The 22,399-nt window shown below is 66.1% G+C and carries 18 protein-coding genes; 5 read left to right on the forward strand and 13 right to left on the reverse strand.

Annotated features, from left to right (window positions below; genetic code table 11):
• Position 1 precedes the first annotated feature (1 nt).
• Together L0U83_RS11355 and L0U83_RS11360 are read right to left on the reverse strand one after the other, a co-directional pair.
• Positions 2-3,259: an efflux RND transporter permease subunit gene (locus L0U83_RS11355; protein WP_233882739.1), complete on the reverse strand. Its 3,258-nt coding sequence runs from the start codon at positions 3,257-3,259 to the stop codon at positions 2-4.
• A 15-nt stretch (positions 3,260-3,274) separates the two neighbouring features.
• Positions 3,275-4,549, reverse strand: a complete 1,275-nt coding sequence (locus tag L0U83_RS11360) for an efflux RND transporter periplasmic adaptor subunit (RefSeq protein ID WP_233882747.1) — start codon at positions 4,547-4,549, stop codon at positions 3,275-3,277.
• A gap of 435 nt (positions 4,550-4,984) precedes the next feature.
• Here L0U83_RS11360 and L0U83_RS11365 point away from each other — a divergent pair, with 435 nt between their 5' ends.
• Positions 4,985-5,638 carry a TetR family transcriptional regulator gene (locus L0U83_RS11365; RefSeq protein ID WP_233882749.1) on the forward strand — a complete coding sequence of 218 codons (654 nt, stop codon included), beginning with the start codon at positions 4,985-4,987 and terminating at the stop codon, positions 5,636-5,638.
• Positions 5,639-5,708: 70 nt separating this feature from the next.
• Here the strand turns inward: L0U83_RS11365 and L0U83_RS11370 are convergent, their stop codons facing one another.
• On the reverse strand, positions 5,709-6,344 hold the full coding sequence (locus tag L0U83_RS11370; protein ID WP_233882751.1) for a cysteine hydrolase family protein: 636 nt from the start codon (positions 6,342-6,344) through the stop codon (positions 5,709-5,711).
• 145 nt (positions 6,345-6,489) lie between these two features.
• Between L0U83_RS11370 and L0U83_RS11375 the strand changes: the two genes are divergently transcribed.
• The gene (locus tag L0U83_RS11375; RefSeq protein ID WP_233882753.1) at positions 6,490-7,476 is read left to right on the forward strand and encodes a helix-turn-helix domain-containing protein; all 987 of its coding nucleotides are present in this window, start codon (positions 6,490-6,492) and stop codon (positions 7,474-7,476) included.
• Positions 7,477-7,523: 47 nt separating this feature from the next.
• On the opposite strand, the gene L0U83_RS11380 is transcribed toward L0U83_RS11375, so the two are convergent.
• The 6 genes from L0U83_RS11380 to L0U83_RS11405 all read right to left on the reverse strand — a co-directional run bounded on the left by L0U83_RS11380 (position 7,524) and on the right by L0U83_RS11405 (position 13,372).
• Complete coding sequence (locus tag L0U83_RS11380) at positions 7,524-8,273, reverse strand: SRPBCC family protein (RefSeq protein ID WP_233882755.1); 750 nt, start codon at positions 8,271-8,273, stop codon at positions 7,524-7,526.
• A 33-nt stretch (positions 8,274-8,306) separates the two neighbouring features.
• Positions 8,307-8,672: a DUF427 domain-containing protein gene (locus L0U83_RS11385; RefSeq protein ID WP_233882757.1), complete on the reverse strand. Its 366-nt coding sequence runs from the start codon at positions 8,670-8,672 to the stop codon at positions 8,307-8,309.
• Between the two features lie 302 nt (positions 8,673-8,974).
• Positions 8,975-9,481 carry a carboxypeptidase-like regulatory domain-containing protein gene (locus L0U83_RS11390; RefSeq protein WP_233882759.1) on the reverse strand — a complete coding sequence of 169 codons (507 nt, stop codon included), beginning with the start codon at positions 9,479-9,481 and terminating at the stop codon, positions 8,975-8,977.
• Positions 9,482-9,679: 198 nt separating this feature from the next.
• Positions 9,680-11,185, reverse strand: a complete 1,506-nt coding sequence (locus tag L0U83_RS11395) for a DegQ family serine endoprotease (protein ID WP_233882761.1) — start codon at positions 11,183-11,185, stop codon at positions 9,680-9,682.
• A 136-nt stretch (positions 11,186-11,321) separates the two neighbouring features.
• Positions 11,322-12,623 carry an ATP-binding protein gene (locus L0U83_RS11400; RefSeq protein ID WP_233882763.1) on the reverse strand — a complete coding sequence of 434 codons (1,302 nt, stop codon included), beginning with the start codon at positions 12,621-12,623 and terminating at the stop codon, positions 11,322-11,324.
• An 86-nt stretch (positions 12,624-12,709) separates the two neighbouring features.
• Positions 12,710-13,372, reverse strand: a complete 663-nt coding sequence (locus L0U83_RS11405) for a response regulator (RefSeq protein WP_233882765.1) — start codon at positions 13,370-13,372, stop codon at positions 12,710-12,712.
• 419 nt (positions 13,373-13,791) lie between these two features.
• On the opposite strand from L0U83_RS11405, the gene dacB reads away from it, so the two are divergent.
• From dacB to L0U83_RS11420, 3 genes are all read left to right on the forward strand, one after another.
• Positions 13,792-15,519, forward strand: coding sequence for a D-alanyl-D-alanine carboxypeptidase/D-alanyl-D-alanine endopeptidase (gene dacB, locus L0U83_RS11410; RefSeq protein WP_233882767.1), 1,728 nt, complete (start codon positions 13,792-13,794; stop codon positions 15,517-15,519).
• Between the two features lie 320 nt (positions 15,520-15,839).
• Positions 15,840-16,817 (forward strand): sterol desaturase family protein, encoded by a 978-nt coding sequence (locus L0U83_RS11415; RefSeq protein ID WP_233882769.1) that lies wholly within the window; start codon positions 15,840-15,842, stop codon positions 16,815-16,817.
• 182 nt (positions 16,818-16,999) lie between these two features.
• Positions 17,000-18,382, forward strand: a complete 1,383-nt coding sequence (locus L0U83_RS11420; protein ID WP_233882771.1) for an SGNH/GDSL hydrolase family protein — start codon at positions 17,000-17,002, stop codon at positions 18,380-18,382.
• Positions 18,383-18,502: 120 nt separating this feature from the next.
• On the opposite strand, the gene L0U83_RS11425 is transcribed toward L0U83_RS11420, so the two are convergent.
• The 4 genes from L0U83_RS11425 to L0U83_RS11440 are packed head-to-tail and all read right to left on the reverse strand — an operon-like array spanning position 18,503 to position 22,299.
• Positions 18,503-19,549 carry an L-threonylcarbamoyladenylate synthase gene (locus tag L0U83_RS11425; protein WP_233882773.1) on the reverse strand — a complete coding sequence of 349 codons (1,047 nt, stop codon included), beginning with the start codon at positions 19,547-19,549 and terminating at the stop codon, positions 18,503-18,505.
• Between the two features lie 26 nt (positions 19,550-19,575).
• On the reverse strand, positions 19,576-20,793 hold the full coding sequence (locus L0U83_RS11430) for a 5-(carboxyamino)imidazole ribonucleotide synthase (protein ID WP_233882775.1): 1,218 nt from the start codon (positions 20,791-20,793) through the stop codon (positions 19,576-19,578).
• 55 nt (positions 20,794-20,848) lie between these two features.
• On the reverse strand, positions 20,849-21,367 hold the full coding sequence (purE, locus tag L0U83_RS11435) for a 5-(carboxyamino)imidazole ribonucleotide mutase (RefSeq protein ID WP_233882781.1): 519 nt from the start codon (positions 21,365-21,367) through the stop codon (positions 20,849-20,851).
• Positions 21,368-21,408: 41 nt separating this feature from the next.
• Entirely contained in the window at positions 21,409-22,299 is an 891-nt protein-coding gene (locus L0U83_RS11440; protein ID WP_233882783.1) for a phosphoribosylaminoimidazolesuccinocarboxamide synthase, read from the reverse strand.
• Positions 22,300-22,399 lie beyond the last annotated feature (100 nt).

The raw sequence follows: 22,399 nt of genomic DNA on the forward strand, positions 1-22,399 counted from the left end.
CTCAATGTCCTTCCTTGCCCGGGCCGTCGCCGTTGCCACCACCTTCGTTGCCGCCCGTGCCGCCCTGACCGCCAGCGTTGCCGCCGTTGTCCTGGTCATGGTCGTGCGCGTGGTGCTCTTCGTAGTGCTGGAGCGCGACGTCCGCATCTTCCTTCTCGCCGGCGAACTTCGCGCGAATCACGACGAAGAACATCGGGATCATGAAGATCGCGAGGAACGTTGCCGTGATCATCCCGCCGATCACGCCCGTGCCGATGGCGTGCTGCGAAGCCGAACCCGCGCCGTTACTGATCGCGAGCGGCAGCACGCCGAGAATGAACGCCATCGACGTCATGAGAATCGGCCGCAGACGCAGTCGCGATGCTTCGAGCGCTGCCTCGATCGGTCCCATCTTCCCTTCGGCCTGCAGGTCTCGCGCGAACTCCACGATCAGAATCGCGTTCTTCGCCGATAGACCCACGGTGGTCAACAGACCCACCTGGAAGAACACGTCGTTCTCGAGGCCGCGCAAGGTCACCGCCAGGAGCGCGCCGAGCACGCCGAGCGGCACCACCATGATGACCGCGAACGGAATCGACCAGCTTTCATACAGCGCCGCGAGACACAGGAACACGACGAGGATCGAGATGCCGTACAGAATCGGCGCCTGCGAACCGGACTGGCGTTCCTGATACGACAGACCCGTCCATTCGTAGCCGATACCCGCGGGCAGCTTCGTCGCGATCTGCTCCATGGCCGTCATGGCCTGGCCGGTCGACTTACCCTGCCCCGCCTGACCCTGGATTTCCACGGCCGAGATACCGTTGTAGCGCTCGAGCTTCGGCGACCCGAAGGTCCAGCGGCCGTTCGCGACCGAGCCCAACGGCGCCATCCCACCCGCACTGTTGCGCACATACCATTGGTTCAAGTCTTCCGGCGTCATGCGGAACGGCGCATCGGCCATCACGTACACCTTCTTGATACGGCCGTCCGTATCGAGGAAGTTGTTCACGTAAGCCGACGCCCAGGCGATCGAGAAGGTCTGGTCGACCGCCGCCGACGTTACGCCGAGCGCATTGGCCTTTTCACGGTCGATGTCGATCGTGAACTGCGGCGTGTCGTTCAGGCCGTTCGGGCGCACGAGTGCGAGCGTCGGGTCCTTCGCCGCCATGCCGAGCAGCATGTTGCGCGCTTCCATCAGCTTCTCGTGACCGAGACCTCCACGGTCCTGCAGTTCGAAGTCGAAGCCCGACGCGGTGCCGAGTTCAGGAATCGAAGGCGGATTCACCGGGAACACCATCGCGTCCTTGTAGCCCGCGTAGTGCATGAACATGCGCCGCACCAGCGCCTGGACCTTCTGGTCCGCGTGCTGACGCTGCTTGTAGTCCTTCATCCGCACGAACACGAGACCCGAGTTCTGGCCGCGGCCCGCGAAGCTGAAGCCGTTCACAGTGAACACCGACTCGACGATGCTGCCTTCGTCCTTGAGCAGCCAGTTCTGGATGTTGGCGAGCGTGCGCGCCGTCGTTTCCTGGGTCGAGCCCACGGGCGTCTGCACGATCACGAACATCGTGCCCTGGTCTTCATCGGGCAGGAACGACTTCGGCAGGCGCACGAACAGCAGGCCAACCGCGACGATCACCGCGAGGTAGATGATGAGCCAGCGGCCCGAGCGCTTGATCACGTGGTGAACGCCCGAGTGATACTTGTCGCGGCTTGTCTCGAACGTGCGGTTGAACCAGCCGAAGAAGCCCTTCTTCTCTTCGTGATGGCCCTTCGGGATCGGCTTGAGGATGGTCGCGCACAACGCCGGCGTAAGAATCAGCGCGACGAGCACGGACAGCACCATCGCCGCCACGATCGTGAGCGAGAACTGCCGGTAGATGGCGCCCACCGAGCCGCCCGAGAACGCCACCGGCACGAACACCGCGGAGAGCACAAGCGCCACGCCCACCAGTGCGCCGGTGATCTGGCCCATGGCCTTGCGTGTGGCTTCCTTTGGCCCCAGGCCCTCTTCTACCATCACCCGCTCGACGTTCTCCACGACCACGATCGCGTCGTCCACCAGCAGGCCAATGGCGAGCACGAGGCCGAACATCGACAGCGTGTTGATGGAGAAGCCCACCGCCGCCATGATCGCGAACGTGCCCAGCAGCACCACCGGCACCGCGATCGTCGGGATGAGCGTCGCGCGCAGGTTCTGCAGGAACAGGTACATCACGAGGAACACCAGCACGATGCCTTCCAGCAGCGTCTTGATCACTTCCTCGATCGACAGGCGCACGAACGGCGTCGTGTCATACGGGTACTTCACGACGAGGCCGTGCGGGAAGTACTTCGAGAGATCGTCGATCTTCTGGCGCACGAGCTTCGCGGTCTGCAGCGCGTTGGCGCCCGTCGCGAGCTGAATACCGAGGCCGGCCGTCGGCGAACCGTTGTACTTCGTGTCGAAGTTGTAGTTTTCGCCGCCGAGACCAATACGCGCCACGTCCTTCAGCCGGACCTGCGAACCGTCCTGATTCACCTTCAGCAGGATGTTGCCGAACTGCTCAGGCGTCTGCAGCAGCGTCGATTCGGTGATGGTGGCCTGGAACGACTGCCCCGCCACCGCCGGCGTGCCGCCGAGCTGACCGCCCGCGATCTGCACGTTCTGTGCGGTGATCGCGGCCGTGACGTCCGTTGGCGTTAGCTGGAAGTTCGTGAGCTTGTTTGGATCGAGCCACACGCGCATCGCGTACTGCGAGCCGAAGAGCGTGACCGTACCCACGCCGTCGATACGGCTGATCGGGTCCTTCACGTTCGACGCCACGTAGTTCGCGAGGTCGTACTTGGTCATGCTGCCGTCTTCGGACACGAACGCGAGCACCAGCAGGAAGCTGCTGCTCGACTTCGTGACGCTGATGCCGAGCTGCTGCACCACCTGCGGCAGAATCGGCGTGGCGAGCTGCAGCTTGTTCTGCACCTGCACCTGCGCGATGTCCGGGTTGGTGCCCGCGGCGAACGTCAGCGTGATGGTGGCCGTGCCCGAGTCATCGGAAGTCGACGAGATGTACAGCAGGTGGTCGAGACCGCTCATCTGCTGCTCGATCACCTGCGTGACCGTGTTTTCCACCGTCTTGGCCGACGCACCCGGATAGTTCGCACTGATCTGGATGGAAGGCGGCGCGATGGTCGGATACTGCGCGACCGGCAGCGTGAACACCGAAGCCACGCCCGCCAGCATCAGAATGATGGCGATCACCCATGCAAAAATTGGGCGATCAATAAAGAACTTTGCCATGAAACAGGCTCCCGGTTATTGCGCTGCGGAGGCGGCAGGCGCAGCCGAGGCACCGCTTGCACCCGCTGCGGGCCCGGATGCGGCGCTGGCAGCGTTCGCATTGCCCGAAGCGGTTGCCATGTCGGCCGAAGGCGCGCCCGGCGGCGGCGGCGGCGGCAGTTGTGCCGCTACGGGCTTGACCTGCGCACCCGGCTTGACCTTGTCGGTGCCTTGCACGATCACGCGGTCGCCTGCCTGCAGGCCGCTCTCCACGACCCAGTCCTGGCCCTGCGTGCCCGACGTGACGATCGGATGCGGCACGACCTTGTTGTCCTTGTCGACGACGAGCACCGACGGCTGACCCTTCTGGTCGTGCTGCACGCCCACCTGCGGCACGAGGAACGCGTTGTTGTTGATGCCTTCTTCGATGCGCGCGCGCACGAACATGCCCGGCAGCAGCACGCGGTCGGCGTTCGGGAAGAGCGCGCGAACCGTCACCGAGCCGGTGGTCTGATCGACCGTGACGTCGCTGAACTGGAGCTTGCCCTTCTGCGCGTACACACGGCCGTCTTCGAGCACGACCGAAACCTTCGCGGCATTCGGGCCGTTGGTCGACAGGCGGCCTTCCTGAATCGCGCGGCGCAGCTTCAGACCATCGAGGCTCGACTGCGTCACGTCCACGTACATCGGGTCGAGTTGCTGCACCGTCGACATGAGCGTCGCGGCGCTCGCCTGCACGTAGGCGCCCGGCGTGACCTGCGAGATGCCGACCTGGCCCGTGACCGGCGAAACGACGTCGGTGTAGCCGAGGTTGATCTGCGCCGTATCGACGGCGGCCTTGCCGGAAGCGACGTCCGCTGCCGCCTGGCCCTGCGCGGAAACGGCGTTGTCGTAGTCCTGCTTGCTCACGGCGTTGGCCTGCACCAGCACCTTGTAGCGCGCGACCAGCGCGTTCTGCGTGACGAGGTTGGCCTGCGCCTTTGCGAGCGTGGCCTTGGCGGTGTTGAGCGCAGCGATGTACGGCGCAGGGTCGATCTTGTATAGCCGCTGACCGGCCTTCACGATCGCGCCTTCAGTGAACTCGCGGCGCAGGACGATGCCATCGACCCGCGCGCGCACTTGCGCGACGAGGAAGGCGCTGGTGCGGCCGGGAAGTTCGGAGACGACCGGCACGGAGGTCGGCTGGACGGTAATGACACCCACTTCGGGGGTTTGCGGCGGCGGCGCCGACTGCTTTTGCCCGCAGGCTGCAAGCACGATGGCAGCCGTCGCGACACTGATTAGGCGGAATGGAACCCGTTCGACGCGCATGGAGCGACCTCTGTCTATAACTGACAATAAAAGCGTGCGGCGTCCTGCAACGAGGAGGACGACTACGCACGCCAGCATCTGGCAAATACCTGACGGATAAACCCGGTACTTCTTTTAGAAAGGCGCGTGCCGGTCTGCACATCCGTCCGGGTGATACTGCTGCGCGCCACCCGCAGGGCGTCGCGCATTGGGGTTTCTACGACCACTTGGCCAGTGACGGATATTAACCGGACATCACCACTTGAGGCACCCAAGTGGTGGGGTGCTATTATAGATACATTCGCGAACGAATGTAAAAGGACGTTACGTAACCGTTGAGTGATGCTGCAGGTGCGATCTGCGCCTGTCGTCCATATTACAAATCAATACATTACGGTTCGCACCCCAAATACATTTTTTCATCCGCAACCCACAGCAACACACTGACTTCAAAACATGGTCCGCCGAACGAAAGAGGAAGCGCTGGAGACGCGCAACCGGATCCTCGACGCCGCCGAACACGTCTTTTACGAAAAGGGCGTGTCGCGCACTTCGCTGGCCGACATCGCCCAGACCGCGGGCGTGACGCGCGGCGCGATTTATTGGCATTTCGAGAATAAGGGCGACCTGTTCACGGCCATGTTCGACCGGGTGGTCCTGCCGCTAGACGAACTGAAGGTCGCATCGACGGATCCGGGTGAGCCCGACCCGCTCGGACGCATGCGCGACCTCTGCATTCTGTGTCTGCGCAATACGGCAACCGACGTGCGCCGCCGCCGCGTGTTCGAAATCCTGTTCCTGAAGTGTGAGTTCGTCGAGGAGATGGGGCCGGTGATGGCGCGCCATCAGACCGACATGCGCGAGGGCCTGGCGAGCATCGAGCAAGGGCTGCGCAATGCGATGTCGAAGGGCCAGTTGCCCACCGACCTCGACCCCAAGCGCGCCTCGCGCGTGCTCCATTCGTTCATTGGCGGCGCGCTGCGCGACATGGCGATCCTGCCTGACGTGTTCGACGTGGCGAGCAACGCCGAACGGCACGTCGACGCGATGCTCGACGCGCTGCGCTACAGCCCTTCGCTGCGCATGGGCGCGAGCGAGTCGGGCGCCTGAGTGCTGCGCGCGCAGCGCCCGGATCGATGAAGGCGGCCTGTGCTGACGAGGCCGCCTTTTTCTGGCCCTCTCAGGCCGGCACGCGGTTCGCGCGGGCCCGCTGATTCGACGCGTAGATGTTGTCGCGCGCGAGCGGCACGCCTGCCTTGACGGCGGCAAGCCAGGCATCGGTAGTCACGACCGCCGCGAAGCGCGTGTGCATCACCACGCTGAACGCGCGGTGGATGTCCTCGGCGCTAGCCGTTCCCGCCTCGTTCGTATACGGCACCGAACCCGTCGCGTCGGCGAGAAACTCCACGGTGAGGCCTGCGTGGGTCGCCTCGAACACCGTCGAAGCGTCGCAGTTGTGCGTCATGTAGCCGGCCACCGTGAGTGTGTCAACGCCGCGTTCGGCCAGCCAGGCTTTCAGATCGGTGCCCGCGAACGCGCTTGGCAACGATTTTTCGACGTAGTGATCGCGCTCGCGCGAGGCCACGACCGGATGCAACTCTGCGCCCACGCTGCCGCGCGCGAAGAGCGGCGAGTCCGCCGGCGCGAAGTTCTGCACCACCACGACCGGCACGCCGGCCGCGCGCGCGGCGTCCATCGCGCGGCCGATGTTGGCGAGCGACGTCTCGATGGGGGGAAATTCGATCGGCAGATCGCCGCTGACATACTCGTTCTGCACGTCGATGACGACGAGCGCCCGGCGCGGATTCGCGGACATGGCCATGCCTCCTGGGGTTGAAAGAAACCGACCGGTCCGAAGACGCAAAGTCGATGGCGGGATTGTGGCGCTGAGCCCGCACCCGCGACAGTGGCCCGAATGACAACTTTCGCTAGAATCGGGCCATTCCTCCTCGGCACCCGTCATGGCCACTCCTTCTCGTCAGACTCCTTCGCCCGCCCCACTGCGCGTCGCCGTGATCGCCTTCGATCGCATCAGTCCGTTCCATCTTTCCGTGCCTTGCGTCGTGTTCGGCGAGGACCGCAGCGAAGGCGGCGTGCCGCCGTTCGAACTCGCCGTCTGCGCGGCGGAGCCCGGCACGCTCACGACCACGGCAGGCTTTACGATCGGCACGCCGCAAGGTCTCGAAGGGCTGCGCGGCGCGGACGTGATCGTCGTGCCGAGTTGGCGCGACACCCACGAAGCGCCGAGCGCCGCGCTTTGCGAGGCGCTGCGCGAAGCGCACGCGAGCGGCGCGATCCTCGTCGGGCTATGCCTCGGCGCCTATGTGCTCGCGCATGCGGGCCTGCTGGATGGCCGCCCGGGCACCACACACTGGGCCGCCGCCGACGATTTCGCGCAGCGCTTTCCTGCCGTGCGCTTCGATCCCGGCGTGCTCTATATCGACGACGGCGACCTGCTAACTTCGGCGGGCACGGCGGCGGGCCTCGACTGCTGCCTGCATCTCATGCGGCGCCTGTGCGGCTCGAACGCCGCGAACTATGTGGCCCGCCGGCTCGTCGTGCCGCCGCATCGCCAGGGCAACCAGGCGCAGTACGTGCAGCAGCCGCTCGCGGCAGCCGGGCGCGGCGACCGTCTGCTGGGCCTGCTCGACTGGATTCGGGCCCACCTCGACGCGCCCCACACGCTCGACTCGCTCGCGCAGCGTGCGCTAATGAGCCGGCGCACCTTCACGCGCCAGTTCCGTTTGACGACGGGGTCGACAGTGAGCGCCTGGCTGCTTGGCGAGCGCCTGTCACGCGCGCAGCAATTGCTCGAAAGCACCGATCATCCGATCGACGCGATCGCCCAGCGCGCGGGCTTTGGCTCGGCCGCATCGCTGCGTCAGCATTTCGTGGAGGCGTTCAGGATTTCGCCGTCGGCGTGGCGGCGGGAGTTTCGGGGGGCTTGAGGGGTTCGATGGGCGGCGCAACTCGCACGCGCCGCCCGCCGCCGAATTCAGGTCGCGGTAAACCAGCGCGCCGCATAAAGCAGCAACGCGACGAAAAAGATCATCGCAGCCCACGCCCAGTACGGCATGGCGTGCTGCGGCGGCTCGTGATGCAGCGTGCTTGCCGCGCGGCCGGAGAGCGTCCCGCCCGCATGGTGCTGCGGCAGGATATGCGCGCGCCGGGCGAAACCGGCGAGGTTGATCGGCCGCAGGAATACGTGTTGCCGGCGCGGCTGGTCGCCCGCCACGCGGTTGGGCGCCTGGCCGTGCTTGGCCGCGACCACGGCGCAGAACTCCGTGAAGAAGTCGTCGGCGAGTTCGTGGAGGGCGTTTTCGATCTGGCGCGGCGGCAACTCGGACAGCGGCCCCGTAAGCGTGGCCCACACCGAGTAGTCGATACGCGTGTTCACGTCCTTGCCCGTACCCGGCTCCTTCACCAGGGCGCGATCTTCCGGGCGCAATGCGACGTCGATCTGTCCGCGCAGCGAGCCGATGCCGTCCGCGCGGGCGCGAAAGCTCAGCACACGACGTGACGTGAGCGGCACTTGCGCCGTGTCATTGGCAATGTGAGCACGCACTTCGTAGCGTGCGCGCAACGGCCCAAGCGGCACCGTGAGCGTGATCGCGTATTCACCGGGGCCGAGCCGCCTGAACGACTCGCAATGCTCCATGCTCGCGCGCACGAGCGCCACGTCCTGCAACGCCGCCCAGACGGCGTCGGGTTCGAGCGGAATTCTCAGCGCATCTTTCAGTTCCATGGCGGCTCCCCCTTTGCAAGCTACCGCGCCAATTCAAGAGGTCTGGTCGATCCGGTCCACGCGGGTCGCGTAGAACGCCAGATAGCCCTTGATGCTACTTGCGTCATCCAGCGGCGCTTCGTAGCTCCAGGCCGCGTCTTCGACGCGCCCGTCTTCGGTACGCAAATGGAAATACGTCGCCTCGCCCTTGAACGGGCAATGCGAGGTGCGCCCGGAGCGTTCGAGTCGCGCCATGTTCACGTCGGCGCGCGGAAAGTAGTAGACGTCGGGGTAGCCGGTTTCGCAAAGGGTGATGGCATGCAGCGTGTCGGCAATGGTGATGCCGCCATGAATCACGCGCACGCGGTGACGGTTCGCGACGAGGTCGATGCGATGGGCCGCATCCGGTTCGACCGCCATGTTCGGCTCCCCTGATGGTAGGCGGCGCCCGTGTGGCGCCCTGCCCTTGCCGGGCGGCAGGCCGCACCGGTTCACGTGGCACTCAGCCATGATGGCGCGTGCCGTGCAATTCCACGGGTGGCCACTCCACGGTCGCGGCGCCGATCGCTGAATCGACGACAAGCGCACACGCTCGCGCAACGCCTGAGCGCTCGCGGCCCCCCTTCGGCTTCATTATCGGCCAAACTTGGCCAGGCTGCGTGAATCTTATGTGCGGCGCGCGTGCGGCAGCGCCCCAACGTGCGCCTGCCCCGCTGTGCGGCTTACCAGATGAACGCCGCCCGGGCGCTGCCGTTCGAGCCCACCGTCACGGCGCTCGTCTTGTCGACGCCTGCGTGGCTCACATGCACGCTGTAGCGGCCCGGGCGCACCCTGACGAGCATGTAAGGCCCGCGGGAAGTCGTATCGAGCACGCTCGCGCCATGCGAGTCGGTGATCTGCACGCGCACGTCCGCGACGTACTCGCCGCTGCGCTGGGTGAACCGCAGCGCCAGTGGCCACTGGCGCTCCGCGCTAAGCAGCGCCTTGGATTCGTCAAGACCCACGCCGCCGGAGACGTACGATACGTCGCCCTGCTGCTGGACTTGCGGCATGCCGCCGCCGTTGGTGTTGCCGGCGCTGGTGTTGTCGGTGGTCGTGCCACCGACCGTGCCCGAGGCATCGGCTTGCTGCGCCGCTGCGCCGCCTGCGTAGCCGAACGCAAGGGTGGCGGCGAGGATCGTCGCGTAAGCGGTGGTATGGACGGGGCGCGAATTGCGGAAACTCTTCATCGATCGCTCCTTTCAGTTTGTCCGATGTAGTGCTTGAGCAAGCCGCATGCCCGAGCAGCGGGCGCGGACGGTTTTGTGCGCCCAAAAACGCCGCTGCCGCCGAGGCCAAAGGCCAACGGCGGCAGCGCAGGAACAACGTAATGAAACCTGCTCTCGCCGCGAATCCGGCGCACGGAGCCGGATTCGCGGCAGCAGGGATCAGCCGAGATCGACGGGCACGAAAATCTGTGCGTCGTCTCGCTGGATCAGGAGCGCAATGCTGTTGCCAGCCTTCGAAATCATCTGCTTGAGTTGGTCGGCGCTCGTAACCGGCCGGCCATTCACGGCGAGAATCACGTCGCCGGGCTGGACGCCCGCATTTTCGGCGGCGCCGCCCGCCTGCTCGACGAGCAGACCGTGATCGAGCGAGCCGTTGCTCTTCTCTTCCGGCGTGAGTTGGCGCACCGCGACGCCGAGACGTCCCTGCAACTGCGCTTGCGGTGCGTCGTTCGACGCGACCTTCGCGTCGCCCAGCGCGCCGATGGTCGCAGTGAGGTTCTTCGTGCTCTTGTCGCGCCACACCTGAACATCGGCCTTCGTGCCCGGCTTCATGCCCGCGATGAGCGAGGGCAGATCCGACGATTCGTCCACCGCCTGGCCGTTCACGGACAGGATCACGTCGCCGGGCTTCAAGCCCGCCTTCGCGGCCGGACCGCTCGCGTCCACCGAACTCACCAGCGCGCCGCGCGGCTTGTCCATGCCGAACGAGTTGGCGAGCGTCTGGTTCATCGACTGCACTGCGACGCCGAGACGCCCACGGCTCACGTGACCGGTCTTGACGAGCTCGTCCTTGACCTTGATCGCCTCATTGATCGGGATTGCGAACGAAAGGCCCTGGAAGCCGCCCGTCTGCGAATAGATCATCGAGTTGATGCCGATCACTTCGCCCTGCAGATTAAAGAGCGGGCCGCCCGAATTGCCGGGGTTGACCGGCACATCGGTCTGGATGAACGGCGTGTAGTTCTCGTCAGGCAGCGAGCGCGACTTCGCGCTGATGATGCCCGATGTCACGGTGTTGTCGAAGCCGTACGGCGAGCCGATCGCCACCACCCACTGGCCGACCTTGCTCTGGCGCGGGTCGCCGATCTTCACGGTCGGCAGATCCTTCGCGTCGATCTTGAGCACGGCGACGTCCGACTGCTTGTCCGCGCCCACGACCTTCGCCTTGTATTCGCGCTTGTCGGTGAGCTTGACCGTCACGACGTTGGCGCCGTCCACGACGTGCGCGTTCGTGAGGATGTAGCCGTCCGCGCTGACGATGAAGCCCGAGCCGAGGCTCGCGCTCGGCTGGTCCGCCTGCGGGCCGTTATCGCCGCCGCCCATGCCGGGCGCACCGCCGTAGAAGTGCTTGAAGAACTGGTAGAACGGATCGCTCGGATCGATCGGCAGTTGCTGCGCGCCGCTGCCGCCACTGCGCATCGCCGTCTGCTTCACGACGTGCTTCGCGCTGATGTTGACCACCGCGGGCCCGTAGGTTTCCACGAGACCCGAGAAGTCGGGAATGCCCGTCTTGGCTGCGGCTTCGGCGGGCATCATCGCCGCGGCCTGTGCCTGCGAGATAACCTGCGGGGCTGGCAGATCACGATGCCCTGCTACGTAGCCCGCCGACAACGCGACGACCACGGCGGCTGCCACGGTACTGCGGGAAAGAACTTTTGTATTCATTGCGGACTCCTTGCGCGGGGTACTCATCACGACGTACCGAAGAGTAAGCCGTGTCGCTTAAAGGAGTCTTAATTACGCAGAAATAGCAAAAATCGCGCAAACGCCCGCGCGGCGGGCATTTTCGGGCGATGATGGCTCAGAACCGCACGTCCACGAGCAGCCCGCCGGCGGGCGAATCGCCCAGCGTGATGGTCGCGTCGTGCTGATCCGCAATTCGCCGCACGATAGCGAGTCCCAGGCCCGTGCCAGCGATATCGGTGCGCGCGCGATTCACGCCCGCGCCCACGCGATAAAAGCGATCGAACACGCGCGCGCGTTCGCCTTCCGGGATGCCCGGTCCGCTGTCCGCGATGCGCACGCGCGGATGACCGTCCACGACGGCGAGGCTCACGTCCACCCTGCCACCTGCGGGCGTGTATTTGGTGGCGTTGTCGAGCAGGTTGTTGAGCATCACGCGTAGCGCATCGGCGTCGCCATGCACGCTCGCCGCGGCGCTTTCCTCGATACCGAGATCGACGCCGCGCTGCTGCGCGAGCGGCGCATAGTTGAGCACGCAATCATCGAGCAGTGCATGCAGGTCGACGTTCTGCGCGCGCGCATGGCCATCAGGTTCGGAGCGCGCAAGCGCGAGCAGTTGCTCGGCAAGACGCGTGGCGCGCGTCACACCTGCCTGAAGATCGCCGAGCGCTTCGCGGCGCGTTTCATCATCCTTTGCGCGCGCAACGAGTTGCGCCTGGATCTGCACGGCCGCCAGCGGCGTGCGCAACTCGTGCGCGGCGTCCGCGACGAAGGCCTTTTGCGTGTCGATTGCCTGCGCGAGGCGTTCGAGCAATGCGTTCAGCGCGTGCACGAGCGGCGTGACTTCGCGCGGCAGACGCTCTTCGGGCAGCGGGTCGAGCGCTTCGGGATGACGCGTGTCGAGCGCGCGCGCCACGCGCGAGAGCGGCCTGAGCCCGCGCCCCACCATGATCCAGACGGCGATGCCGAGAAACGGCAGCACCACGATGAGCGGCCAGAGCGTGCGCAATGCGACGTTCGCGGCGAGCCGGTTGCGCACGGAAACGGGCTGCGCGAGTTGCACGACATTGTCGCCGACGATTGCACCGTACACGCGCCAGTCGCCACGATCTGTTCGCTCTGTCGAAAAGCCCAGTTCCGCGCGCGGCGCGAGCGGCGCGCGCGGATGCGAGTAGTACATGAGCACGCCGTTGCGATTCCAGATCTGCAGCACGATGCCTTCGTCGCCGGTATCGCGCGAACTGAGGATCTCGTTGAACGGCTCGGAGGGCAGCGCCTCGGCGATTTCCTGCAACTGGTAGTCGAACAGTTCGTTGGCCTCGGCGAGCGCCTGGCGATAGATAAGCCAGCCCGCGAGCCCCACGCCCGCGACGACAATCGCGAGCAGCCACAACAGCAGTTGTCGTCGGATGGAACTCATCGGCTAAGCAGGTCTCCTTGTCGATCCGGAGTTAGCGCTTTAGCGCTTACTCCGGTCCCATGCAAGGCCGCGCCTTGCTTCTCGCGTCATGCGTCTTTGGCGATCATGTAGCCGAGGCCGCGCACGTTGCGGATCAGATCGGCCCCGAGCTTCTTGCGCAGCGCGTGAATATAGACCTCGACGGTATTGCTGCCGATCTCCTCGCCCCAGCCGTACATCTTCTCTTCGAGCTGGGTTTTCGAGAGCACCGCGCCCGGACGCGCGAGCAGCGCTTCGAGCAGCGCGAATTCGCGGGCCGAGAGCGCAACGGGCGAGCCGTCTTGCGTAACCTGATGCGAGGCCGGATCGAGCGTGAGCGCGCCGTGGCGGATGGTCGAATCACTGCGGCCCGACTGGCGGCGGATCAGCGCGCGCATGCGTGCGCCCAGTTCGTCGAGATCGAAGGGCTTGATGAGGTAGTCGTCCGCGCCGGCGTCGAGACCCTTCACACGGTCGGCTACGGCGTCGCGCGCGGTCAGGATCAGCACGGGCAGCGCCGCGCCGCGTGCGCGCAGTGTGCGCAGCACGTCGAGGCCGTCACGGCGCGGCAAACCCAGATCGAGCAGCATGAGATCGTAAGAATCCGCGCTCGCGGCCGAGAGCGCGGCGTCGCCGTCTTCGACCCAGTCGACCGCAAAGCCCTCGCCGCGCAGCGCCTTGCGCACGCCCTCGGCGATCATGCGGTCATCTTCGACTAGCAGTATGCGCATCGTAATGTTGGCCGGGCGGCGACGCTGCGCCGCGCCGCGGGAATGAATGATGATGCGTGCATTCTAGCGCCTGAACAGCGGCGCGGCGCCGTTGACGCGCTTGTCCGGTCGCGCTGCAATGGCTCGTGTCGCGGGCCGTAATTGAGCCACGCCACGCCATGTGCAACGTTTTCTCGCCTGTAACGCGCGCACGCGGCGCGAGGTCTTTACAATGTGCGCTTTTGCGGCGCTTCACTCGTGATTCGGCCGCGATGCGCGCGAGCCGGCGTCGGATAACGCTCACGCGAGCGCATCGCGTGTGCAACACGAATCACACGCCGCCCTGATTTACGCGCCCGCGCGCAGCACCGGCGAGTCCCCTCTTTCCGTGCGCCGCGCCCGGCCCTTGCACTGCCCCCGCACTCGCCCGAACGCTTTTCATGCTGCCCGCTTCGCTGTCCCGCCTACGCTCCTTGTTCAGACTGCCTGCCTCGCGCATCGACCGCACGCATTTCGCCGCCACACCGCGCCTGCCCAAACCGCACGCCCTCGTGTTGGCGTGCGCCGCGCTCGCCGCGAACTTCGCAGCCGTTCCCACCGCGTACGCCCAGCCCGAAGGCGCGCGCGTGCCCTCGGTCAACGTGACCACCGTGCTGCCGCCCACCGTGATGGCGGGCCTCGAGCGCGCGCACGTGCCGCTCTCGTCGGTTAGCGTGGTGATCGAAAAGGTCGGCGACCGTCAGCCGAGCGTCGCCGTGAACGCCGGCCAACCCATGATGCCCGCCTCGACGATGAAGCTCGTCACGACGTGGAGCGGCCTCGCGATGCTCGGTCCCGACTATCGCTGGAAAACGAGCGCCTATACCGATGGCGAAATCGATGCGAGCGGCACGCTGCACGGCAATCTCTATATCAAGGGTACGGGAGACCCGAAGCTCGTGCCCGAAGAACTAATCGACCTCGTGCAGAAGATTCGCGCGGCGGGCGTCGCGCGCATCGACGGCGCGCTCGTGCTCGACAAGAGCGAGTTCGATCCGTCCACGCGCGACCTGCCCTCGTTCGACGGCGACGATAGCGCGCCCTACAACGTCGGCCCCGATCCGCTGATGTACGCGTTCAAGGCGGTCTCGTTCACGTTCTCGCCCTCGCGCGAAGGCGTATCGATCGACGTGGTGCCGCCCGTTGCGCAGTGGCAGATCGACAACCAGATCCGCGGGCGCGCCGGCGCGTGCGGGGGCATGCTGCCGAGCCCGCAGGTTTCGCCCGGCGGCAACGGCGTCGTCACCGCGAGCTTCGCGGGCAGCTACGCCATGCGCTGCGGCGAGCGCACGCTCAACATGGCCGCGCCCGTGGACCACAGCACGTTCTTCGCGGATGGCTTCCTCGCGCTTTGGCAACAAACGGGACAGCAAACAGGGCAACAAACGGGGCAGCAAGCGGGGCAACAAGCCGGCGGCAGCCTGTTCGCCACGCCCGCGGGCGCGGTGCGCGAAGGCGTCGTGCCGCCGCATGCGCGTCTGCTCGCCGTACACCAGAGCCCGCCGCTCTCGGACGTCGTGCACGACATCAACAAGTTCAGCAACAACGTGATGGCGCGCAATCTGTTCCTCACGCTCGGCGCCGTCGCGGGCAAACCGCCTTCGACCACGCCGAAGGCCGCCACGGCCGTCAACGCGTTCTTGCGGCGCAGCGGCCTGAACATGCCCGAACTCGTGCTCGACAACGGCTGCGGCCTCTCGCGCGAGGAGCACATCAGCGCACTCTCGCTCGCGAATCTGCTGCAGAACGCAAACTCGAGCCCGGTCGCGCAGGTGTTCATCGACTCGCTGCCGATCGTCGGCGTGGACGGCACGATGCGCAACCGTCTCACCAACGCGGGCGTGGAAGGCAACGCGCATATCAAGACGGGCACCCTGCGCGACGTGCGCGCCATCGCCGGCTACGTGGCGGCAGAAAACGGCGAGAGCTGGATCGTGGTGAGCCTCATCAACGATCCGCGCGCCGAGTCCGCACGCGCCGCGCACGACGCGCTGCTCGAGTGGGTCTACAAGGGCATGCCCGAAGAGAAGCCCGTGTACGTCGAGCCGCATCCCAAGCGCGCGGCGAAGGAATCGAAGGTCGCGAAAGCCGCGCACAAGGCGCCGGACAGACGGCGCGGTGCGCATTGACGCGGCGCTGAGCGCACCTGATTTGCACGCGTTTTGCACGCCAGGCGCGCGCCGCGGACCTGTCCCCGCGCGCCTCGCGCGAGCCCGAATCAGTGCGCCGGGCTCGAAGTTTTCCTCTAGCAAAGCGCCGCCCGTCATGGGCGCGAGGCGTGTACCCTGACGGGCAAAGGCCGAAGGCGCGTCACAATAATCTGTCAAACGCGTACGGCATTCGAGCCGCGCGCCCCTGAGAACGCGCACCAACGCGGCCGAAAAGACACGAGACTACAACCGCCGCGCTGGCCACCAGCGCCGCCCACGGGACAAGGAGGACGACGTTCGTGCAGTTCGACGCGCAATGGCTGCTGCTCGCCCTCGCCCCGGTGTTTCTCGCCTGCATCGGCTGGGAAGCGTGGCATCTCTCCCGCACGCAGCCGCGCGCTGCATCGAACCACACCCCCGACAGCGCCCGCTACGCCTGGCCCGATACGCTGTGCAACGCCGTACTCGCGCTCATGCACCAGGGCGCCGACAAACTTGCGTGGCTCGTTGCGATCCCCGTCTATGCCTATGTCTACCGGCACTTCCGGCTCGTTTCGTGGCAGCCGGGCCTCGTCGCGTGGTTCGCTCTCTTTATCGCGCAGGACCTGCTCTATTACGTCTTTCATCGCGCGAGCCATCGCGTGCGCTGGCTCTGGGCCGCGCACGTCGTCCACCATTCGTCGGAGCGCCTGAACCTTTCGACGGCGTTTCGCCAGAGCCTCATGTATCCCGTCGCGGGCATGTGGGTGTTCTGGATTCCGCTCGCCATGCTCGGCTTCACGCCGGAACAGATCGTCGCGATCGTGCTCGTCAATCTCGCGTTCCAGTTCTTCGTGCACACGCAGGCGATCGGGAGGCTCGGCTGGCTCGAGTACGTGTTCAACACGCCGTCGATGCATCGCGTCCATCACGCGCGCAACGCACGCTATATCGATCGCAATTACGCCGGTGTGCTCGCGATCTGGGACCGCATGTTCGGCAGCTATGTCGAGGAAGACGCCCACGATGCGCCCGATTACGGCATCGTTAAACCGCTTGAGTCATGCAATCCGCTCAAGGCGACGTTCCACGAATGGCTCGCGATGGCGCGGGACTTCGCGCGCATGCCTGACTGGCGTTCGCGTTTCGCCGCGCTGTTCGCACCGCCGGATTGGTGCGAGCGCCACGACGCGCGGGCCCTGGCGTGCGTCACATCGGCGGCATCGGCGACGGCGGGAACACGATTCGGCGTGCCGGAAAACAACACCGAGGGTGAGTTCGGGTCGCGCAGTAGTTGAGAGATTGCGTAGTCTGTCGGCCTTGGCCCTGATCCCGGGGCAGTAGCACGCAGGGGGTTGCATGCAAGGCCGACTATCGAAAACAACATCGACAACGGGACAGCCGCTCGTGCCACGAGCACCCGTTGCATGAGTAGGCAAGCATGGCATCAAAGGCCACACACAGAGGAGATGAAGTGAATATGAAGCATCAAGGACCGAGACACCGTACGCTGTTGCGCGCCACCCAGATCGCTGCTGCGAGCGCTGCCTTTGCGCTGCTCGCCGCCTGCGGTGGCAGCAGCGGGGGGAACAACAACGCGAGCACGCCGCCGCCGTCGGGCGTCAACATGCAGGTGGTGGCGTTCGGCACGAGCTTGACCGACGCGGGCACGTATTCGGAGCAGATTCTGCCGGGCTTCGGCGGCGGCCGCTTCACGACCAACCCCGGCGAAGTCTGGGCGCAGCATGTGTCCGAGTACTTCGGCAGCACGCTTTCGCCGGCCTTCGAAGGCGGCTTCGGTCTGCCGCTCACGGCAACGGGCGGTCTCGACTACGCGCAAGGCGGCGCGCTGGTGACTGGTGGCGGCGTGGCGAATACCAGCGCCGTGATCCCCGCCGCGAGCGAGCAGCCGGTTACGTGGCAGCTCCAGCAGTATCTGGCGCAGCACGGCACCTTCAATTCGAATCAGCTCGTGCTGGTGGAAGGTGGCGCGAATGAAATCCTGAACCTGCTGGATAACAACGGCGCAGGACTGACGGCGTTCGCCACGGCGCTGGCCAAAGCCAACTTCACGGCAATCGCCAGCGACCCCGCAACCCAGCAAGCCACCGTTGCCGCTCTCGTGGCAAAGGGCTTTACGGCCGCACAGGCCCAGGCGCTCGTGCCCGCCGCCATCGCACTCAACATCGTCACGACGGATGCGAACGCAGCGACCGACTTCGCGTCCGTTCTGCCGATCATCACCGCTGCCGAAACGCTGGCCAACCTCGTCAATACGCAGATTGCCGGCACGGCCAAGGTTGCGGTCATGACGGTGCCCGATATCGGCAAGACGCCGGCTGCGGTGGAAGCCGACGCGAGCGTCAGCGCAACGCCTGGTTCTGCGAACGCTCCTGACCAGGCGCTCACGCTGGTTTCGGCCATGTACAACCTCACACTGCTGGAAGGGCTCGCGCCGTCGCTCGCAGCGAAGAAGGTCGTCCCCGTCGATGTGTTCTCGTGGCTCGACCAAACGATCCAGAACGCGGCAAGCCTCGGCTTCACGGTGACTAACACGGGTACCGCCTGCAACATCTCGGCAATGGCAACCAGCGCAACCAACTATGCGCTAGCCAATCCGAAGGCAACGCTGGGCCTGGACCCGGCCACGACGCCGCAGGCAACCATCACCGCAGCGGCACAGGCATACGGTCAGGCCTTCGGCAGCTCGCTGTTCTGCTCGCCGCAAACGCTGACGACGCCCAACGCGCCCACGACCTACATGTTCGCGGATCAGTTCCACCCGACCACTGCCCTGCACGCGCAGTTCGCGACGTTCGTCGAAACGCAGCTGGCCGCGGCTGGCATTGGCAAGGCTCCGTAATAAGCATCGTCTGAGCCGCTTTTATCGCTTGCACCGGATCTTCCGGTGCCAGAAAAAACACCCCGCGGACCGTCAGGTTCGCGGGGTGTTTTCATTGCAGGCGACAAAGCGTGCCGAGCCCTACTGCTGCGCCTCGAACGCCGCCGCCGCCCGCCCCAGCCGGTCATTGACCGCAATCCACTCGATCGTCTCGGGCAGTTTCTCGATGAGAATGCGCGAGACATTCGCGCGATCGAGCGCGCGCAGCAAGCCGTACAACTCACGCGCATATTCCTGCGGCTCTTCCGGCGCGGCAACGAAGTGCACGCCTGCCGCCTGCGCCCATGCTCCCGCACGCGAGGCGCGCGCCACCAGCGCAACCGATTCTCCGGCATCGCGCGCCGCCGCAAGCAGTGGCTCCAGCGCCTCGAACGGCAGCAGCGCGAGCGGCGTGCGCGGCGCGTAGTGCGCCTTGAGCGTGCCCGAGGCGCGGGGTGCCGTGGCGTCAGAACCGTCGGGCAAGCGCGGCGCCTCGCCCAGCACGCGGGCGATATCGTGCGGCGTCACGTGACCGGGCCGCAGCAACGCGGGAAACCCGCGCGAGAGATCGAGAATCGTCGATTCGATCCCAACGTCGCATGCGCCACCATCCAGCACATGCACCGCCGCGCCGAATTCGTCGCGCACGTGCTGCGCCGTGGTCGGGCTCACATGGCCGAAGCGGTTCGCCGAAGGCGCCGCCACGCCGCCATGGCCCCCGCGGCGCGAAGAGAACGCCGCCAGCAGCTTCTGCGCAACCGGATGCGACGGGCAGCGCAACCCCACCGAATCCTGCCCGCCGCTCACGGCGGCATTGATGCGTTCATGGCGTTTGACGATCAGCGTGAGCGGGCCGGGCCAAAAGGCGTCGACAAGCTTCTGCGCCGCCTCGGGCCACTCCGCGGCCCAGTACTGCGGGTCACCGCCGGGCGGCAGGTGCACGATCACCGGGTGGTTTGCCGGCCGCCCCTTGGCCGCGTAAATGCGCGCGACCGCCTCGGGGCTCGCAGCATCGCCGCCCAGACCGTAGACGGTCTCCGTCGGAAACGCGACCAGTTCGCCCGCGTCGAGCAGCGCGGCGGCGTGCTCGATGTCGGCGTCGGTCAAGTGCGGCGGGCCTTCGTGCGGCGCGTTCTGCTGATCGGACATGGCATCACTCAACTTCGGACCCAACCTCAGCTCGTGGCGATGTGCAGCAGGCGCGCGCAGTCGCGTGCGGCCGAACGCGCTTCGTCGAGCGTCGGTGCGGTGAAGTTCACGTGGCCCATCTTGCGGCCCGCACGCGCGTCTTCCTTGCCGTACAGATGCAGGCGCGCGGCCGGCATCGCGGCCACCTGGTCCCACGGCGGCGTGACGGGCGCGGCGCCCTTCTGGGGCTTCGCCTCTCCCACGGCACAGGGGAACCACACGTCGCCGAGAATGTTGAGCATCACGGCCGGCGAGTGCTGGCGCGTGTCGCCGAGCGGCATGGCCGTCATCGCGCGCACCTGCTGCTCGAACTGGCTCGTGGCGCACGCATCGGTCGTGTAGTGGCCCGAGTTGTGCGGGCGCGGCGCCATTTCGTTGGCAACGAGCGAGCCGTCTTCGAGGATGAAGAATTCCACGCACAGCACGCCCACATAGCCGAGCTTCGCCGCGATCTGGATCGCGGCCTGCTGGGCCTGCTGCACGAGCGCCGGGCTCGCGTCCGGCGCGGGCACGATCGTGTGCGACAGCACGCCGTTGCGGTGCGTGTTCTGCGCAAGCGGATACACCACGGCGGCGCCATTTGCGCCGCGCGCGATCAGCGCGCTCACCTCGAACTTCAGCGGCAGGCGTTTTTCCAGCACGCACGGCACGCCGCCGAGCGACGCATGCGCCTCGCGCACTTCCTCGGCGTTCGAAACGCGAATCTGTCCTTTGCCGTCGTAGCCCATGCGCGCGGTCTTGAGAATGCCCGGCAGGACAGCGGCGAGCGCCTGGTCGGCGATGCCGGCGAGCGCCTGCGACGACTCGATCACCACGTGCGGCGCGACCGGCACGCCAGCCGCCGCGATAAAGCGCTTCTCGGCGATGCGGTCCTGCGCCACTGCCACGCAGCGCCCGGCCGGGCTCACGAAGGTCGACTTCGCAAGCGTGTCGAGGCTCGCCGCGGGCACGTTCTCGAATTCGGTCGAGATGGCCGCGCACAGGCGCGCGAGTTCGGTGAGCGCGGCTTCGTCGTCGTAGGCGGCGCAAATGTGGCGGTCGGCCACGGTGCCCGCAGGGCTCGTCGCGTCGGGATCGAGCACGGCGACGCGGTAGCCCATCGCCTGCGCGGCAAAGCAGAACATGCGGCCAAGTTGGCCGCCACCCACCATGCCCAGCCAGGCGCCGGGCAGGATCGGTGAAACCGGAGAGTTGTCAGGAGTCATCTTCGTGGTCGGCCGCGGGATGGCCGCGGCGCGTGGGGCGATCAAAGCGGAACGATCAAAGCGGGGGCAGCACCATGGCGTGCGCCGCTTCGTTCTGGCGCACGCGGAACGCCGCGAGCTTGTTCGCGTATTCGGGGTTCGTGACGCTCAGGATCGAGACGGCGAAGAGCGCGGCATTGGCCGCGCCCGCCTCGCCGATGGCGAAGGTCGCGACCGGTACGCCCTTGGGCATCTGCACGATCGAATGGAGCGAATCCACACCCTTCAGATACTTGCTGACCGCCGGCACGCCGAGCACGGGCACCGTGGTCTTGGCTGCCAGCATACCCGGCAGGTGCGCCGCGCCGCCCGCGCCCGCGATGATCGCGCGCAGGCCGCGCTCGCGCGCTTTTTCCGCGTACTCGAACATCTCGTCGGGCATGCGGTGCGCCGAGACCACCTTGGCCTCGTACGCGACGCCGAACTCCTGCAGGATCGCGACCGCGTGCTTCATCGTGTCCCAGTCGGAGCTGGAGCCCATCAACACGCCGACGAGCGGCGCCGCATGCTGGTGAGCCGTCTGAACTTCGCTCATTGTGCTTCCTTCTTCCCTCTATTTGCTTTACGCATGCTCGCTTAGGCGAGCTTTTGACCCGTGAGACGCTCGAGCGCCTCCTGATACTTCGCCGACGTCTTGGCCACGACTTCGTCGGGGAGCTTCGGCGCCGGCGGCTCCTTCTTCCAGTCCTGGGTTTCGAGCCAGTCGCGCACGAACTGCTTGTCGAACGACGGCGGGTTCGAGCCCACCTGATACTGATCGGCCGGCCAGAAACGCGACGAGTCGGCGGTGAGCGCCTCGTCCATCAGATAAAGCTGGCCGTGGTTGTCGAGACCGAATTCGAACTTCGTGTCGGCGATGATGATGCCGCGCGTGGCCGCGTAATCGGCGGCTTCCTTGTACAGCTTGATCGAAATTTCCTTGATGGTGCGCGACAGCTCGGTGCCGATGCGGCGCTCCATCTCGTCGTACGTGATGTTCTCGTCGTGGTGGCCCATTTCGGCCTTCGCTGCCGGCGTGAAGATCGGCTCGGGCAGCTTCTGCGCGTTCTGCAGGCCCGGCGGCAGTTCAACGCCGCATACGGCGCCCGTCGCCTGATAGTCCTTCCAGCCGCTGCCGGCCAGATAGCCGCGCACCACGGCTTCGACGAGGATTGGCTCGAGGCGCTTCACCACGACGGCGCGGCCCTTGACCTGCTCGACTTCGTCGGCGGCCACGACGGTTTCAGGCGCCACGCCCGTGAGGTGGTTCGGCACGACGTGCTTGAGCTTTTCGAACCAGAAGTCGGCCATCTGGTTGAGCACCTCGCCCTTGCGCGGAATCGGCTCGCCCATGATGACGTCGAACGCCGACAGACGATCGGTGGTGACGATCAGCAGCTTGTCGTTGCCCACGGCATAGTTGTCGCGGACCTTGCCGCGGCCGAGAAGCGGCAGCGAGCGGAGCGTGGATTCGTAGAGGGTAGACATCGTCGTGATTCGCTAAAAGGACAATCGAAACGGAGGCAGGTTCGGTCCAGGAACGCGGTTGCAACCGCGGCAGGAAACCGTAAAACCGAAGGTATTGCGA

It is taken from the genome of Paraburkholderia flagellata (genome assembly GCF_021390645.1).
GTDB lineage: Bacteria > Pseudomonadota > Gammaproteobacteria > Burkholderiales > Burkholderiaceae > Paraburkholderia > Paraburkholderia flagellata.